At 53.0% G+C, this 16,590-nt stretch carries 13 protein-coding genes; 11 read left to right on the top strand and 2 right to left on the bottom strand.

What is annotated here, in order from left to right:
* Positions 1-3: 3 nt before the first annotated feature.
* From sdhA to LC073_RS07070, 8 genes are all read left to right on the top strand, one after another.
* Positions 4-1,776, top strand: a complete 1,773-nt coding sequence (gene sdhA / locus LC073_RS07105; RefSeq protein ID WP_226645480.1) for a succinate dehydrogenase flavoprotein subunit — start codon at positions 4-6, stop codon at positions 1,774-1,776.
* A gap of 19 nt (positions 1,777-1,795) precedes the next feature.
* On the top strand, positions 1,796-2,500 hold the full coding sequence (locus tag LC073_RS07100; RefSeq protein WP_226645478.1) for a succinate dehydrogenase iron-sulfur subunit: 705 nt from the start codon (positions 1,796-1,798) through the stop codon (positions 2,498-2,500).
* Positions 2,501-2,711: 211 nt separating this feature from the next.
* On the top strand, positions 2,712-5,540 hold the full coding sequence (locus LC073_RS07095) for a 2-oxoglutarate dehydrogenase E1 component (protein ID WP_226645476.1): 2,829 nt from the start codon (positions 2,712-2,714) through the stop codon (positions 5,538-5,540).
* A 46-nt stretch (positions 5,541-5,586) separates the two neighbouring features.
* A complete protein-coding gene (gene odhB / locus LC073_RS07090) occupies positions 5,587-6,780 on the top strand; it encodes a 2-oxoglutarate dehydrogenase complex dihydrolipoyllysine-residue succinyltransferase (protein ID WP_226645474.1) in 1,194 nt (397 codons plus the stop codon).
* Positions 6,781-6,845: 65 nt separating this feature from the next.
* On the top strand, positions 6,846-8,288 hold the full coding sequence (gene lpdA / locus LC073_RS07085; protein ID WP_226645471.1) for a dihydrolipoyl dehydrogenase: 1,443 nt from the start codon (positions 6,846-6,848) through the stop codon (positions 8,286-8,288).
* 163 nt (positions 8,289-8,451) lie between these two features.
* Complete coding sequence (gene sucC, locus LC073_RS07080) at positions 8,452-9,618, top strand: ADP-forming succinate--CoA ligase subunit beta (RefSeq protein ID WP_152454465.1); 1,167 nt, start codon at positions 8,452-8,454, stop codon at positions 9,616-9,618.
* Positions 9,619-9,620: 2 nt separating this feature from the next.
* Complete coding sequence (gene sucD / locus LC073_RS07075; RefSeq protein WP_226645469.1) at positions 9,621-10,493, top strand: succinate--CoA ligase subunit alpha; 873 nt, start codon at positions 9,621-9,623, stop codon at positions 10,491-10,493.
* 538 nt (positions 10,494-11,031) lie between these two features.
* A complete protein-coding gene (locus tag LC073_RS07070) occupies positions 11,032-11,751 on the top strand; it encodes a M12 family metallopeptidase (RefSeq protein ID WP_226645467.1) in 720 nt (239 codons plus the stop codon).
* Positions 11,752-11,838: 87 nt separating this feature from the next.
* Here LC073_RS07070 and LC073_RS07065 read toward each other — a convergent pair whose 3' ends face one another.
* Both LC073_RS07065 and LC073_RS07060 read right to left on the bottom strand, forming a co-directional pair.
* Positions 11,839-13,212 (bottom strand): MATE family efflux transporter, encoded by a 1,374-nt coding sequence (locus LC073_RS07065; RefSeq protein ID WP_226645465.1) that lies wholly within the window; start codon positions 13,210-13,212, stop codon positions 11,839-11,841.
* Positions 13,213-13,224: 12 nt separating this feature from the next.
* Complete coding sequence (locus LC073_RS07060) at positions 13,225-13,791, bottom strand: DUF2239 family protein (RefSeq protein WP_226645461.1); 567 nt, start codon at positions 13,789-13,791, stop codon at positions 13,225-13,227.
* 225 nt (positions 13,792-14,016) lie between these two features.
* Between LC073_RS07060 and mtnP the strand changes: the two genes are divergently transcribed.
* The 3 genes from mtnP to LC073_RS07045 are packed head-to-tail and all read left to right on the top strand — an operon-like array spanning position 14,017 to position 16,581.
* A complete protein-coding gene (gene mtnP / locus LC073_RS07055; protein ID WP_226645456.1) occupies positions 14,017-14,916 on the top strand; it encodes an S-methyl-5'-thioadenosine phosphorylase in 900 nt (299 codons plus the stop codon).
* A gap of 5 nt (positions 14,917-14,921) precedes the next feature.
* Positions 14,922-15,869, top strand: coding sequence for an arsenosugar biosynthesis radical SAM (seleno)protein ArsS (gene arsS, locus LC073_RS07050; protein ID WP_226645454.1), 948 nt, complete (start codon positions 14,922-14,924; stop codon positions 15,867-15,869).
* Between the two features lie 31 nt (positions 15,870-15,900).
* A complete protein-coding gene (locus tag LC073_RS07045; RefSeq protein ID WP_226645452.1) occupies positions 15,901-16,581 on the top strand; it encodes a TVP38/TMEM64 family protein in 681 nt (226 codons plus the stop codon).
* Positions 16,582-16,590 lie beyond the last annotated feature (9 nt).

The raw sequence follows: 16,590 nt of genomic DNA, 5'->3' as shown, positions 1-16,590 counted from the left end.
GCAATGGCGAACATGCGTACTATTTCTTTTGATGGGATTGTGATTGGTGGCGGCGGCGCTGGCATGCGCGCGGCCCTGCAGATGGCCCAGTCCGGCTATAAGACTGCGGTAATCACCAAAGTATTCCCAACCCGTTCTCACACGGTATCTGCCCAGGGCGGTATTACCTGTGCAATTGCCAGCTCCGACCCCAATGATGATTGGCGCTGGCACATGTATGACACCGTTAAAGGTTCTGACTATATCGGCGACCAGGAAGCGATCGAATACATGTGTTCCGTAGGCCCCGAGGCCGTATTCGAACTGGAGCACATGGGTCTGCCTTTCTCCCGCACTGAGGAAGGTCGTATTTATCAGCGCCCTTTCGGTGGTCAGTCCAAAGATTTTGGTCGCGGTGGCCAGGCCGCTCGCACCTGTGCCGCAGCTGACCGTACCGGCCATGCGCTGCTGCACACCCTGTACCAGAACAACGTAAAGCACCAAACCGAATTCCTGAACGAATGGTTTGCCATTGATCTGGTAAAGAACCAGGACGGTGCCGTTGTAGGTGTCATCGCCATGTGTATCGAAGATGGCGAAGTGGTATTCATCAAGTCCAAGGCGACCGTATTCGCCACTGGCGGTGCGGGCCGTATCTTTGCCTCCACCACCAACGCGCACATCAACACCGGTGACGGTGTGGGCATGGCTCTGCGCGCGGGTATGCCAGTGCAGGACATCGAGATGTGGCAGTTCCACCCAACTGGTATTTATGGTGCCGGTGTACTCGTGACCGAAGGTTGTCGCGGTGAGGGTGGTTACCTGATCAACAAAGATGGCGAGCGTTTTATGGAGCGCTACGCACCCAACGCTAAGGATCTCGCATCCCGTGACGTTGTAGCTCGCTCTATGGTCCTTGAGATTCTCGACGGTCGCGGCTGTGGTCCGGAAGGCGATCACGTATTCCTGAAGCTCGATCACCTGGGCGAAGAGCTGCTCAACAGTCGCCTGCCTGGTATCTGTGAGCTATCCAAGACCTTTGCACACGTCGACCCGGTTAAGGCGCCGATCCCGGTGGTTCCCACCTGTCACTACATGATGGGCGGTATCCCAACCAACGTTCACGGCCAGGCTCTGACCCAGGACGCCGCCGGCAACGACCAGATCATCGACGGCTTCTATGCCTGTGGTGAAGTTGCCTGTGTATCTGTACACGGTGCCAACCGCCTTGGCGGTAACTCACTGCTGGACCTGGTGGTATTTGGTCGCGCTTCCGGCCTGTTTATCGAGAAGGCCTTGCGTGAGGGTATCGAACACCGCGAAGCTTCCGAGTCCGATTTGGAAGCAGCGATGGCGCGCCTGAACCGCCTGGAGAGCAATGAAACCGGCGAAAAAGCGGCAGACCTGCGCAAAGAACTGCAGGGCGTGATGCAGAATCACTTCGGCGTATTCCGTCGTGGCGACTACATGGCCGAAGGTGTGAAGAAGCTGGCAGACCTGCGCGAGCGTATCGAGAACGTGCGTCTGGACGACAGAAGCCGTGCATTCAATACCGCCCGTATTGAAGCGCTGGAACTGCAAAACCTGCTGGAAGTTGCCGAGGCAACCGCGATTGCCGCGGAGACTCGCACTGAGAGCCGCGGCGCCCATGCCCGCGAAGACTTCCAGGAGCGCGATGACGAAAACTGGCTGTGTCATTCCATGTACTTCCCAACTGAGAAGCGTGTGGGCAAGCGTGCGGTAAACTTCGCGCCGACCACCATGGAAGCCTTTGAACCGAAAGCTCGGACCTACTGATTCGGGAGCGGAATAGAGTATGTTGAAAGTAAGCATTTACCGTTACAACCCGGAAACTGACAAAGCGCCTTACATGCAGGACTACCAGCTCGACACCCAGGGCAAGGACCTGATGGTGTTGGACGTGCTGGAGTTGCTCAAGGCTCAGGACCCAACCCTGTCCTTCCGTCGCTCCTGCCGCGAAGGCGTTTGTGGTTCCGACGGTATGAATATTTCCGGCCGCAACGGCCTGGCGTGCACTACGCCACTGTCTGAAGCTGCCCCCAAGGGTAAACTGATTCTGCGTCCGCTGCCGGGTCTGCCGGTGATCCGCGACCTGGTTGTGGATATGGAACAGTTCTATGAGCAGTACAAGAAGATCGAGCCGTACCTGCAGAATGACACTCCGGCACCGGCGATCGAGCGCCTGCAATCCCCTGAGGATCGTGAAAAGCTCGACGGCCTGTACGAGTGTATCCTGTGTGCCTGCTGCTCCACTGCCTGTCCTTCTTTCTGGTGGAACCCGGATAAATTTATCGGTCCGGCCGGCCTGCTACAGGCGTACCGCTTCCTGGCGGATAGCCGCGACCTGGCCACTGATGAGCGTCTGTCCAAGCTGGACGACCCCTTCAGTGTGTTCCGTTGCCACGGTATTCAGAACTGTGTCAACGTCTGTCCGAAGGGTTTGAACCCGACCCGCGCTATTGGCCATATTCGCAATATGCTGCTGACACGCGCTGTATAGGGATTGTTGAAGGTCGCTAGATGGCCTTCATCAGGGCCCGCCTCGGGTGGGCCCGGTGCCAGGTAAGGCGCCTATCGAGTGAAGAAAACCGGCTCCGGCCGGTATTAAATTAAAAAGGGGAGGTGGCTTTATGCGCCTCCCCTTTTGTGAGTGAAGGAAAGCGCAGTGGCTAGAGCGATGAGAGTCCACTGCAATCGAGGTAGGCATCAAAATGCACGAAAGTACCATGGAGCAGCTGTGGCGTAGCTCCCATATCTCCGGGGGCAATGCCGCCTATGTGGAGGAGCTTTACGAGACCTATCTGCATGACCCCAACGGTGTACCAGAGGAGTGGCGCAACTACTTCGACAGTCTCCCCCGCGTTGAAGGCAGCAGTGATGTCTCCCACGCCGCAGTGCGCCAGCACTTCGAGCTGCTCAGCAAACACCGCGCGCGCCCTGTCGTGGCGCCGGGCTCCGGTTCCGTCAATATCGAATACGAGCGCAAGCAGATTAAAGTTCTGCAACTGATCGATTCCTATCGCCATCGCGGTCACAAGAAAGCTACCCTTGATCCGCTTGGCCTGATGGCTCGCGAGCAGGTACCCGACCTGCAGCTGAGCTACCACGGTCTGACTGAAGGCGACTTCGATACCACCTTCAATACCGGCAGCCTGTTTCTGGGCAAAGAAGAGGCCACTCTGCGCGAGATCGTAGAGGGTCTGGAGCGCACCTACTGCGGTAATTTGGGTGCGGAAATCATGCACCTCTCCAACCTGGAAGAGCAGCAGTGGTTCCAGCAACGCCTGGAGCGTAGCCAGTCCAAGGCCAACTTCGGCACCGATATCCAGGTTGAGATCCTGCAGCGCCTGTCTGCAGCAGAGGGCCTGGAGCGCCACCTGGACTCCAAATACCCGGGCACCAAGCGCTTCGGTGTGGAGGGTGGTGAGAGCCTGATCCCGATGATGGACGCCCTGATCCGCCGCTCCGGTACCTACGGGGTGAAGGAAATCGTGATCGGTATGGCCCACCGTGGCCGCCTGAATACCCTGGTGAATATCCTCGGCAAAAACCCATCGGACCTGTTTGAAGAGTTCGAGGGCAAGAAAACCCTGGATACCTCCGGTGATGTGAAATACCACCAGGGCTTCTCTTCCAACGTAATGACCCCCGGTGGTGAAGTGCACCTGGCGCTGGCCTTTAACCCGTCGCACCTGGAAATCAGTGCACCGGTAGTGGTAGGTTCCGTGCGCGCCCGTCAGGATCGCCGTAAAGACGCGACCGGTGAGAAGGTAATGCCGATCAACATCCACGGCGATGCGGCTTTTGCCGGCCAGGGTGTTGTGCAGGAAACCCTGCAGATGTCCCAGACCCGCGGTTACTACACCGGCGGTACTGTACACATCGTATTGAACAACCAGGTGGGCTTTACCACCAGTAAGCGCGAAGACGCCCGCTCCACCGAGTACTCCACCGATCCTGCCAAGATGATCGATGCGCCGGTACTGCACGTAAACGGCGACGATCCGGAAATGGTTGTGCTGGCCGCGCTGCTGGCGGTGGACTACCGCTACGAATTTAAGAAAGACATCGTTATCGACTTGATGTGTTACCGTCGTCGCGGCCACAACGAGACCGATGACCCCTCTGGTACTCAGCCGCTGATGTATCAGACCATCCGCAAGCACAAGACTACTCGCACGCTCTACTCCGAGAAGCTGGTGAAAGAGGGCATCCTCGACAAGGCTGCCGCGGACAAGCTGGCCAACGACTATCGCGACAAACTGGATGCGGGCGAAGACGTGGCAACCGGTCTGGTCAAACAGCCGGATTCCTCCATGTTTGTGGATTGGAGCCCCTACCTGGGCCACGACTGGCAGGTGCCTGCGGATACCGGTTATCCGTTGCCGAAACTGCAGGATGTGGCCAATCGTATGACCACTGTGCCCGATGGCGTAGTGATGCAGCGTCAGGTTTCCAAAATTTATGACGACCGTCGCAAGATGGCCGGTGGCGCTCTGCCGCTGAACTGGGGTATGGCGGAAACCCTGGCCTATGGCACCCTGCTGGAAGAGGGTTTTATGATCCGCTTCACCGGTGAGGATGTGGGTCGCGGAACCTTCTCCCACCGCCACGCGGTGATTCACAGCCAGAAAGACGGCCAGAGCTATGTGCCTTTGCAGCACATGTACGAAGACCAGCCGCCGTTCTATATCTACGACTCGCTGCTGTCCGAGGAAGCCGTACTGGCTTTCGAATACGGCTACGCGACGACCACGCCCAAGTCCCTGGTGGTTTGGGAGGCTCAGTTCGGTGACTTCGCCAACGGCGCCCAGGTGGTAATCGATCAGTTCATCACTTCCGGTGAGCACAAGTGGGGCCGTATGTGCGGCCTGGTGATGTTGTTGCCGCACGGTTACGAAGGCCAGGGCCCGGAGCACTCCTCCGCGCGTCTCGAGCGCTTTATGCAGCTGTGTGCCGAGCACAATATCCAGGTGTGTAACGCCACCACGCCGGCGCAGATTTTCCACCTGCTGCGCCGCCAAGCGGTGCGCCCAATGCGCCGCCCGCTGGTTATCATGAGCCCGAAATGGATTCTGCGTCACAAGCTGGCGACTTCCAGCCTGGAAGAGCTGGCCGAAGGCCGCTTCCAGAATGTGATTCAGGACCAGGGTGTGGACCCGGCCAAGGTCAAGCGCCTGATCCTGTGCTCCGGCAAGGTGTACTACCACCTGCTGGAGGCGCGTATGGAGCGCGAACAGGAAGATGTGGCGTTTGTGCGTATCGAGCAGCTGTACCCCTTCCCGGACGAAGAGTTTGTGGAAGCGGTGTCCGCATTTAAAAACATAAAGAGTGTCGCCTGGTGTCAAGAGGAACCCATGAACCAGGGCGCCTGGTACTCCAGCCAGCATCACCTGCGTCGCCTGCTGTCGGAAACCCATCCGAAGCTGGAACTGGAATACGTTGGCCGCGCGCCATCGGCGGCACCTGCGGCGGGCTACATGTCCACGCATTTGGAAGAACAGAATAAGTTCATCAACGAGGCGCTGACCGTCAAGTAACGGGCGGCAGTAAATAAAGCAGAGTCAATCTCAGGAAACAGGAAAAATGACGATCGAGATTAAAGCGCCAACTTTCCCGGAATCCGTTCAGGACGGTACTGTCGCCACCTGGCACAAGAAACCCGGCGAAGCCGTGTCCCGCGATGAACTGATCGTGGATATCGAAACTGACAAAGTGGTACTGGAAGTGGTTGCGCCGGCAGACGGCGCTCTTTCCGAAATCATCAAGGACGAGGGCGACACCGTTCTCTCCAATGAGGTGATCGCCAAATTTGAAGAGGGCGCCGGTTCTGCTGCCGCCCCGGCGGAAGAAAAAGCCGAAGCGCCTGCCGCTGAAGCTATAGCGCCCGCTACCGGAGACAAAATCGCCATGCCGTCTGCCAAGAAAATGGCGGCGGAGAAGGGCGTTGACCTGGCCGGTGTTGAAGGCACTGGCAAGGGCGGCCGCGTTCTCAAAGAAGACGTGATGAAAGCCGGTACTGCGCCTGCGGCTACCGCCCCTGCAGCTGTTGCCGAAGTGGTTGTGGCTCCGGGTGAGCGCGTAGAGAAGCGTGTACCGATGACCCGTATGCGCAAGCGTATTGCTGAGCGCCTGCTGGACGCATCCCAGTCCACCGCCATGCTCACCACCTTTAACGAGGTGAACATGAAGCCGGTCATGGACCTGCGCAAGAACTACAAAGACCTGTTCGAAAAGACCCACAACGGCACCCGCCTGGGCTTTATGGGCTTCTTCGTAAAAGCAGCGGTAGAAGCGCTGAAACGCTACCCGGCGGTGAACGCCTCTATCGATGGTAACGATATCGTTTACCACGGCTACCAGGATATCGGTGTAGCAGTTTCCTCTCCGAAGGGATTGGTTGTACCGATTCTGCGCAACGCCGAGAACATGGGTCTGGCGGATATGGAAAACAATATCCGCGATCTGGGTATTCGTGCCCGCGATGGCAAGCTGTCTATCGAAGAAATGACTGGCGGTACCTTCACCATCACCAACGGCGGTGTATTCGGTTCCCTGCTGTCCACCCCGATCCTGAATCCGCCGCAAACCGCAATCCTGGGTATGCACAAGATTCAGGAGCGCCCGATGGCGGTAGATGGCAAGGTGGAAATCCTGCCGATGATGTACCTGGCTCTGTCCTACGACCACCGTCTGATCGACGGTAAAGAAGCGGTTGGCTTCCTGGTAGCGATCAAGGAAATGATCGAAGACCCAGCGCGCATCCTGCTCGAAGTTTAAGAAATAAGTTCAGGGGCCTGTGGGCCCCCTCGATCACACTGCATTAGAAATATCTGGAACTGATCATGTCGGAAAAATTTGACGTAATCGTAATTGGCTCTGGTCCTGGTGGTTATGTCGCTGCCATCCGTGCCGCTCAGCTGGGCCTGAAAACCGCTTGTATCGAAAAGTGGAAAAACAAGGAAGGCAAATACGTAAACGGCGGTACCTGCCTGAACGTAGGTTGTATTCCCTCTAAGGCTCTGCTGGACAGCTCCTGGAAGTACCACGAGGCCAAAGACGCGCTCGACGTGCACGGCATTGAAGTCGGCAAGGTCAAGATGGATGTGAGCAAGATGATCGAGCGCAAGGGCGAGATCGTCAACAAACTGACCGGCGGTGTGGCTGGCCTGTTCACCGCCAACAAGGTGACCTCCATTTTCGGCACCGGCAAACTGCTTGCCAACAAGAAAGTGGAAGTGACAGATGACGAGGGCAACACCACCGTTTACGAAGCCGAAAATGTGATCCTGGCTTCCGGTTCCGTACCGGTAAATATTCCGCCAGCTCCGGTAGATGACAAAATTATTGTCGATTCTACCGGTGCGTTGGAATTCACCGAAGTACCCAAACGTCTGGGCGTGATCGGTGCCGGTGTTATCGGTCTGGAGCTGGGCTCCGTATGGAACCGCCTGGGTTCCGAGGTTGTAGTTCTGGAAGCCTTGGACAAGTTCCTGGCGGTGATGGATCAGCAGGTTGCCAAAGAATCTCAGAAGATTCTTAAGAAGCAGGGCCTGGATATCCGCCTTTCCTGCCGTGTAACCGGTTCTGAAGTGAAGGGCGACGAAGTAGTTGTCACTTACCAGGACAAAGATGGTAAGGAGCACCAGGAAACTTTCGACAAACTGATCGTCTGTGTGGGCCGTCGCCCTTACACCGAAGGTCTGCTTTCCGAAGATGCCGGTGTGAAGATGGATGAGCGTGGATTTATCTACGTCAACGACCTGTGCATGACTTCTGCACCGGGCGTATGGGCAATCGGTGACGTGGTGCGCGGCCCGATGCTGGCGCACAAGGCCTCTGAAGAAGGTGTTGTAGTCGCCGAGCGCATCGCCGGCCAGAAGCCGATGATGAACTACGATGTGATCCCCAATGTGATCTACACCCACCCTGAAATCGCTGCGGTTGGCCGCACCGAGGAGCAGGTAAAAGCCGACGGCGAGCCCTACAACGTAGGCAGCTTCCCGTTTGCGATCAACGGTCGCGCCATGGCTGCCAACGATACCCAGGGCTTTGTGAAAATCATTGCTCACGCGGAAACTGACCGCGTACTGGGCGCTCACATTGTTGGCCCGTCTGCGGCAGACCTGGTTCAGCAGGTCGCGATCGCGATGGAATTCGGCTCCAGCGCCGAAGATATCGGTATGACCGTATTTGCGCACCCAACCCTGTCGGAGACCGTGAAGGAAGCGGCGCTGGGTGTAAACGGCCATGCGATTCATACCGTAAATCGCAAGAAGCGTAAGTAAGAAGTTTTTTCGATGTCGGGGCACTAATTATTTATTAATTAGCTGCCCCGGTTTCATTTGCAGAATTCAAAATTTGCAACGACGGAAATTTTGAATTCTGTGTCTCAGGTGCAGAGTAATCTGCAATTAATAAACACATTTCACATGTGAATTGGTATTGACTATGAACTTGCATGAGTATCAGGGCAAACAACTGTTTGCGGCATACGGATTGCCGGTTTCCAAAGGCATTGCAGCGGAAACCCCGGCAGCGGCAGTAGCAGCGGCTGACGAAATTGGCGGTGATAAGTGGGTAGTAAAAGCCCAGGTACACGCTGGTGGCCGCGGTAAGGCTGGCGGTGTAAAGCTGGTAGATTCCAAGGCAGAAATTGAAGAGTTTGCCAAAAAGTGGCTGGGTGAGCGTCTGGTAACTTATCAAACAGACGAAAATGGTCAGCCGGTTTCCCGTATCCTGGTTGAAAGCTGCACCGATATCGATCAAGAACTGTACCTCGGTGCCGTTGTTGACCGCTCCACCCGTCGTATCGTTTTCATGGCCTCCACCGAAGGCGGCGTTGAGATCGAGAAAGTAGCGGAAGAGACTCCGGAAAAAATCCTCAAGGCCACCATCGACCCGCTGGTAGGCGCTCAGCCTTACCAAGCGCGCGAACTGGCTTTCAAACTGGGTCTGAACCCGACCCAGGTTAAGCAGTTCACCAAGATTTTCCTCGGCCTGGCGAAAATGTTCGAGGAAAAAGATCTGGCCCTGCTGGAAATCAACCCGCTGGTAATCACCACCGAAGGCAACCTGCACTGCCTGGACGCCAAAGTGGTTATCGACAGCAACGCCCTGTACCGCCACGCTGACCTGCGCGAAATGCACGATCCTTCTCAGGATGACGCGCGTGAAGCGCACGCTGCCAAGTTCGATCTGAACTACGTAGCGCTGGATGGCAATATCGGCTGCATGGTAAACGGCGCTGGTCTGGCCATGGGTACCATGGACATCGTCAACCTGCACGGCGGTAAGCCGGCTAACTTCCTGGACGTTGGCGGCGGCGCGACCAAAGAGCGTGTTGTTGAAGCGTTTAAGATCATCCTGTCTGACGAGAATGTTAAAGCCGTATTGATCAACATCTTCGGTGGTATCGTTCGCTGTGACATGATCGCCGAAGGCGTTGTGGGCGCAGTAAAAGAAGTAGGCGTTAAAGTACCGGTTGTTGTGCGTCTGGAAGGTAACAACGCAGACCTGGGCGCTAAAGTTCTGAGCGACAGCGGCCTGAACATTATCGCGGCTACCAGCCTGACCGATGCTGCTGAGCAAGTGGTTAAAGCTGCGGAGGGTAAATAATCATGTCAGTACTGATTAACAAAGACACCAAAGTTATCTGTCAGGGCTTCACCGGCTCCCAGGGTACTTTCCACTCTGAGCAAGCGATTGCCTACGGCACCAAGATGGTTGGTGGTGTCACTCCGGGTAAAGGCGGCCAGACTCACCTGGGCCTGCCGGTATTCAACACCGTGAAAGAAGCGGTAGAAGAGACCGGTGCTGAAGCTTCCGTAATCTACGTACCTGCGCCTTTCTGTAAGGATTCCATCCTGGAAGCGGCCAACGCTGGTATCAAGCTGATCGTTTGTATTACCGAAGGTATCCCGACTCTGGATATGCTCGACGCTAAAGTGAAGTGCGACGAGCTGGGTGTACGCCTGATTGGCCCGAACTGCCCGGGTGTGATCACTCCGGGTGAATGCAAGATCGGTATTATGCCGGGTCATATCCACAAGCCGGGCAAAGTGGGCATCGTTTCCCGTTCCGGTACCCTGACTTATGAAGCGGTTAAGCAAACTACCGACTACGGTTTCGGCCAGTCCACCTGTGTGGGCATCGGTGGCGACCCCATTCCGGGCTCCAACTTCATCGATATTCTGGAAATGTTCCAGAACGACCCGCAGACCGAAGCGATCGTGATGATCGGTGAGATCGGCGGTACTGCTGAAGAAGAAGCGGCTGCTTACATCAAGGAAAATGTTACCAAGCCGGTCGTTTCCTACATCGCTGGTGTAACGGCTCCTCCCGGCAAGCGTATGGGCCACGCTGGCGCGATCATCTCCGGTGGTAAAGGCACTGCTGACGAGAAGTTCGCTGCTTTGGAAGACGCTGGTGTTAAAACCGTGCGCTCCCTGGCTCAGATTGGCGACGCTCTGAAAGAAGTTACTGGCTGGTAAGTTGTTACTAGCTGGTTAGCTCTTGAAAAAGGCCACCCTCTGGGTGGCCTTTTTGTTTTTTAAGGCTGGTTGTTTTCATTTATATCCGGCCAGGATTTCCTATAAATTGTCATTTAATTGCGATTTTTTATTGTGCAGCTTATTTTTCTCTTCTCTTCTCTTCTCTTCTCTTCTCTTCTCTTCTCTTCTATCCCTTTTTCTGCGCACACACCTTGCTTTCCCTTATTTCTATTTTACTGGTCTTATTTTTGGTTGCTTTGCCGGTTTAGTGTGCGTTTTTATAAACTTCTTTAAAAGTTAATATTGAATGATATTTATTGCTGTTTGAGAAGCTATCTCACTGTTTAGTGGTTGTTGGGAATTTTGGAGGATTATTAAGTTTTTTCCTAGGTGTTAGGAATTTGTTGGGGTATAAATTTCAGGCTGAGATTAAGTTTGTATATCGGATTTTTTCTGGGTCCAGTTATAAGTTAAATAAAGCATTTAATAGTCCTGCTTGGTTTCAAATAATAACCTGATAATGGTGGAGGTCCGCAGCATGGGATTATCAATAGATAAAAATATTCGAAATGTTTCTTATAAGTTGGTTTTTAGTGGTTTTTCTTTGGATAGAAATGAAGATGTTGGTGGTGTCTGGCCTAACGGAATAGTTAAATATTATATGCCTCGTAATCTGGATGCCGGCTATGTGACTGCGGTTAAAAAGGCCATGTCTCGCTGGGAGTTATGTATATATCGGGCGTTTCGGTTTGCGGCAATCAAGTTTCTTCAGGTGGGGGCCGCCGGACAGGGGGTGATTACTATCAGGGATAACCATAGCAGTGCGACGGTGGGTTACACCAATAAAACAGACCAGTATTGTGGTGTTGATTGGAGAGGTAATCGAGCAGCTATTGCCTCGCTGCCACATGAAATTGGTCATACCCTGGGTTTGGCCCATGAGCATATGCGTTCGGATGCGCCCCTAGCGGTACAGAGCACGCTAGACACTTTGCAATTGCAAACCCGCAGCCAGACTATGGCCCGCTTTATGACACATGGCTCCGCGTTCGATGCTCAATCTATCATGATGTATGACGATCAGGCACGAGCACTGGGGGTCAGGGAAAATACCAGGACAGGTGGTTGTAAAATCACTCCCAATCAGGTGAATAACGCCAGCTGGTATCCCAGCGCGGGTGATCTGGATATGCTTTCCTATTTGTATGATGGCAGGCGCCTGACACTGCCAAGATCCTTTGCAAGGCCAGTCATGTAGAGTAAGCCTGTCGCGGTTAAGATGGCTGAAAAAAGGGGAGTCGATGACTCCCCCTTTTTGTCTATAGCACTAATCTCTTCAATGTTGCTAGGTGCTGTACAGGCCATATTTATGGCCGTGCGCGCGGCTGCGCTGATATAAAATAAATGCCGTTAATGTGAGTAATAGTAATTCTGCTATAGGCCCTGCATACCAGATGCCCACCTCACCAAAAGCCAGGGGTAGAATTAATATCAAGGGCAGTAGAAAAATATACGTTTTTGCCAGTCCGAGTATGGTCGCGCGCTTAGCATCGCCAATTGCTTGAAAGAAGATATTGACCATCATTAGTGGTCCTGCCAGGAAATAAACCAGAGTCATCATCGGCAAAATGCGCGCTACTTCTGCAACAATTTGTGGGTCGCTGACAAACAACGCTCCCAAGGCATCCTTAAAAATAATAACGGCAAGTTGAAGCAGCAAGCAGTAGCTGAATGCCACTGTTAGGGCGATATTGATGCTGCTGTCCATACGTGACCAGATTTTCGCGCCGGCATTATTGCCAACCACCGTCTGAAAGGCTTGGCTCAAGCCGAGTAGGGGGAGAAAAATAAAAGTCATAATCCGGGTAGTAATGCCATAGGCGCTAACGGTTGAGTCATAGTGTTCTCCTCCCCACGCCTGCAGGCTGAATATAACTGCCATGGAGGTGAGGGATACGCCGATATAGCTCAGACTGGATGGCAAACCTAGGGATAGAAACTCCCTCCAGTAATGTTTCTTGCTGGAAAATCGAATGACCTGTGTATCAATTACTGTTTTTCCGCTATGACGATATCCGGCCACTATCGCAAGGGCTATTGATTGAGCCAATGCTGTTCCGTAAGCGGAGCCGGCTACTCCCATTTGCAAGTGGGCAATAAAAATATAATTGAAGATGATATTGAGAAGAATGGAGCTTAGCGAAACACTAGCCATCAGGGGTAGTTTCCCTTCGCAGCGCAAGGTGTCAGAGTTAACGCCGCCAATGAATAGGGCGGGAGATAGAAAAACAAGAATCGTTAAATAGGTGTAGCCCATTTCTGCCAAAGGCTGGGATCCATTGGCCACCAATAGTGTCAGTTGTTTACCTCCAAGAGTAAACAACACCATAAGAAGACCACAAACTAGTAGTGCCAAGGTAATTGCCTGAGAAAATGCCTGCCTTGCTTTATCCGTTTTCCCCGCACCCAGGAGCCTGGCCTGAACACTGGAATAACCTCCTGAGATTAAGGAAGAAAGTGCGACCAACAACATAAACATCGGAAATGTCAGGGTGACAGCAGCTAGTGCATCGGGGCCTACATATTCTCCCAGGAAGTAAGCGTCCAGCAGGGTAAAAGAGCCATTTACCAGCATTATAAAAATGATAGGTGCTGCAGTTTTAAAGAAAACCGGTAAAAGCGCACCACTGAGAAAAATATTGTCTTGTTGTTGGTTCATGCAATATCCCTTTTACTGATTTCCCTTATGCATCTCTGCGATATTGTTAAACTTGACCAAGACAAAGTGTTTGATTTTGTCGGGCCAGCCGCTGACGGCTTTTTCAAAGCTCACTTTACTATTTCGATAGAGGGCGCGACTGGCGTCTTCAAATCCTGGAGCATCACCTACAACCTGCAGCATAAATCTATCCAGTTGCTGTTGTTGAGTTGAAATACGCTCTTCGATAGAGACTTGCTTTTGTGCCTGCTCCACCAGTTTGCGCAGGGTAACGGAGGCTCCACCCGGCTGTTGTTTAAGCCACTCCCAATGGCGTGGCAGTAATGTGACCTCCTTGGAGATGACTCCCAGCTTTGGGCGTCCCCGCTTTGTATTGCTGGGCGCTGTGTCGGGTTTTAATCTGGCCAGCACCGTTTCAAAGTCGCCTTGCCAATCAATCTCAACTCTTTTGCAGTTGTCGGCTGAAAAGACCATTGGCTCCAGTTGTGACTCTAGAGATTTAACTTGTCGCACAACTGTCTCCAGTGTGCCCTGCGCAATCACCTGTTGTCGGTCAATGGCTAAGTATTCAGACGCCATGAGAGTCTCCTATAAATTTACCGGGGTAAAATATTATTACCTGGGTAAATATAGGTTGTCGATCGGTTTGTGTACAGTAAAAACTTTCAGGGCGTGTGCCTTGGTAGGCAGTGGGTAATTCGGCCTTTAGTTTGCCTTTCCAGGGTATTTTGTCCTCAAGCTGGCGATATACACGACCTGTCCCCACTCCTATACTGCGAAAAAACTAACTATCCAGGAGAGAATATGGCTAGGGCACTGGTCGGTGTAATTGGGGGGAGTGGTCTATATGAAATGCGAGGGCTGACGGAGGTACAGGAGGTTCAGGTGAAGACTCCATTTGGCCCTACTTCGGCCCCTATTGTATGCGGCAAGCTGATGGGCACCCCGGTTGCCTTTCTCTCCCGACACGGACGCGGTCATAGACTGATCCCCTCCGAAGTGCCCTATAGAGCAAATATCCATGGGCTGCGCCAGCTGGGTGTACGTTATCTCCTGTCTCTCTCTGCAGTTGGCTCTCTACAAGAGAAGGTCAGGCCGCTGGATATGTTGATTCCTGACCAGTTTATCGACATGACGCGCAAACGCGACAGTACCTTTTTTGGTAGTGGTGCGGTTGCCCATGTCTCTATGGCAGACCCAGTCTGTTCCGCAGTGGCGGATTGTCTAGCGAGGGCCTTTGTATCCACTCAGGTTGGAAAAGAAGTGCAATTACACCGGGGTGGCAGTTACCTGTGTATTGAAGGTCCGCAATTCTCTACGCGAGCGGAATCCCACTGGTATCGCAGTATGGGTGCATCGGTCATTGGGATGACTAATATGCCGGAAGCTAAACTGGCACGAGAGGCACAGATTGCCTATGCCACTCTGGCCATGGCCACCGATTACGATTGTTGGCATCCCCGAGAGGAAGCTGTGACGGCAGAAGTGGCGATCGCCAATCTGCAGCAAAATGCTGTGCGCGCCCAACAGGTGGCGGCAGAGGCAATTCGTTTACTGGGATCGGAGAAACCCGACTCCATCGCCCATACAGCCTTGGCCAGTGGTTTAGTCACCCCTGTGGAAGCAATGTCGGAAGATCAGCTTACGGTAATAAAACCACTGCTCGAACCGTCTAATCCAGTGCTTGAAGAAGTGGAGCACTGAGACCTATGCATGAAACACTGCCCTTACTGGAAGTATCCGATTTCCCAGCAATACGCCGCAGTAGCATTGAAACCCTACAACTCAACATTGGTTATCGCTGTAATCAGTCCTGTGTGCACTGTCATGTCAATGCGGGCCCCAATCGTACAGAGATGATGTCAGAAGAAAACCTGGCGTTGCTGCTGGAGGTGATTGAAAAGCGTAATATTCGAATTCTGGATATCACCGGCGGTGCTCCGGAATTACATCGGGGGTTTCGAGATCTGGTCAATGCCGCAAGGGCATTGGGGGTGCAAGTCATTGATCGCTGTAATCTCACCGTGTTGTTCGAGCCCGGCCAGGAAGATACTGCAGAATTTCTCGCTCGAAACCATGTGGAAGTAATTGCCTCTCTTCCCTGTTATTCCATGGACAATGTCGATAAACAGCGCGGCAAAGGCGTTTTTGACAAGAGTATTGCCGGGCTGCGAATGCTCAATGAACTTGGTTATGGCAAACAGGGAAGTGGGTTGCGGTTAAATTTAGTGTACAACCCCCAGGGGGCATTCTTACCCCCAGAGCAAAGTGCCCTGGAGGCAGACTATCGCCGGGAGCTGAGAAAGCAGTTTAATATTGAGTTCAATCATTTATTTGCACTCGCCAATATGCCGATAAAACGCTTTGGCTCCATGCTGATTTCCAAGGGGCAGTTTAAAAATTATATGGCTCTGCTGCGGGATAATTATAGCGATGCAAATCTCGATGGTGTTATGTGTCGCACTATGGTGAGTGTGGACTGGCAGGGGAATCTATTCGATTGTGACTTTAATCAGCAACTCAATATTCCTATACCGGGTCGGCCACATTTGCGCGATTTACTTAACCGGGACTTACAAGGGGGAGCGATTGCAGTAGCGGACCACTGCTATGGCTGTACGGCAGGGCAAGGGAGTAGTTGCGGTGGGGCGCTATAACGGAATCGTGAGAATATAGGATTAGGCCGTTATGAGGAAAAGAATTGCGTTGCTGTTGCTTGTTGTTCTTTTAATCGCCGCCTTTTATTGGTTTGACCTAAATCAATGGTTAAGTCTGGAACGACTAAAAGAAGGTGGGGAGCAGTTTCAGCAGTGGAAAACCACCTCGCCAATACTTATCAGTTTTCTTTTTCTGTTTTTTTATATCCTGATAACAGGGCTCTCACTGCCAGGCGCAGCGATTCTTACGATTGCGGCCGGTGCCATTTTTGGTTTGCTATGGGGGACGCTGATCGTGTCCTTTGCCTCCAGTATTGGTGCGACATTGGCTTTTCTTATGGCTCGCTATTTATTTCGTGATTATGTTCAGGAGCGCTTCTCAACACGTTTGCAGGTGGTGAATAATGGCGTTGACCGGGAGGGGGCTTTTTACTTGTTTGCCCTGCGATTGGTGCCTATTTTCCCCTTTTTTCTGATCAATCTATTAATGGGCCTGACACACTTGCGTGTATGGACATTTTATTGGGTCAGCCAGTTGGGTATGCTGGCTGGTACAATTGTCTATGTAAATGCGGGCACTCAGCTTGCGCGTATTGAAAATTTAAAGGATATCGCCTCCCCACAATTGCTGTTGTCTTTTGCCTTGCTGGGTATTTTCCCTCTCCTGGCTAAATACTTTCTCTGCTGGCTTAAACGGCGCCGCGCGGCTTAGTGAATAACT

Source organism: Microbulbifer variabilis, from assembly GCF_020524905.1.
Taxonomy (GTDB): Bacteria; Pseudomonadota; Gammaproteobacteria; order Pseudomonadales; family Cellvibrionaceae; genus Microbulbifer; species Microbulbifer variabilis_A.
This window is presented reverse-complemented; position numbering and strand designations above follow the sequence as displayed.

Excerpts from the sequence above, each read along its gene's own strand:
- sdhA (WP_226645480.1), top strand. The coding sequence starts at position 4 with ATGGCGAACATGCGTACTATTTCTTTTGATGGGATTGTGATTGGTGGC.
- LC073_RS07100 (WP_226645478.1), top strand. The coding sequence starts at position 1,796 with ATGTTGAAAGTAAGCATTTACCGTTACAACCCGGAAACTGACAAAGCG.
- LC073_RS07095 (WP_226645476.1), top strand. The coding sequence starts at position 2,712 with ATGCACGAAAGTACCATGGAGCAGCTGTGGCGTAGCTCCCATATCTCC.
- odhB (WP_226645474.1), top strand. The coding sequence starts at position 5,587 with ATGACGATCGAGATTAAAGCGCCAACTTTCCCGGAATCCGTTCAGGAC.
- lpdA (WP_226645471.1), top strand. The coding sequence starts at position 6,846 with ATGTCGGAAAAATTTGACGTAATCGTAATTGGCTCTGGTCCTGGTGGT.
- sucC (WP_152454465.1), top strand. The coding sequence starts at position 8,452 with ATGAACTTGCATGAGTATCAGGGCAAACAACTGTTTGCGGCATACGGA.
- sucD (WP_226645469.1), top strand. The coding sequence starts at position 9,621 with ATGTCAGTACTGATTAACAAAGACACCAAAGTTATCTGTCAGGGCTTC.
- LC073_RS07070 (WP_226645467.1), top strand. The coding sequence starts at position 11,032 with ATGGGATTATCAATAGATAAAAATATTCGAAATGTTTCTTATAAGTTG.
- LC073_RS07065 (WP_226645465.1), bottom strand. The coding sequence starts at position 13,212 with ATGAACCAACAACAAGACAATATTTTTCTCAGTGGTGCGCTTTTACCG.
- LC073_RS07060 (WP_226645461.1), bottom strand. The coding sequence starts at position 13,791 with ATGGCGTCTGAATACTTAGCCATTGACCGACAACAGGTGATTGCGCAG.
- mtnP (WP_226645456.1), top strand. The coding sequence starts at position 14,017 with ATGGCTAGGGCACTGGTCGGTGTAATTGGGGGGAGTGGTCTATATGAA.
- arsS (WP_226645454.1), top strand. The coding sequence starts at position 14,922 with ATGCATGAAACACTGCCCTTACTGGAAGTATCCGATTTCCCAGCAATA.
- LC073_RS07045 (WP_226645452.1), top strand. The coding sequence starts at position 15,901 with ATGAGGAAAAGAATTGCGTTGCTGTTGCTTGTTGTTCTTTTAATCGCC.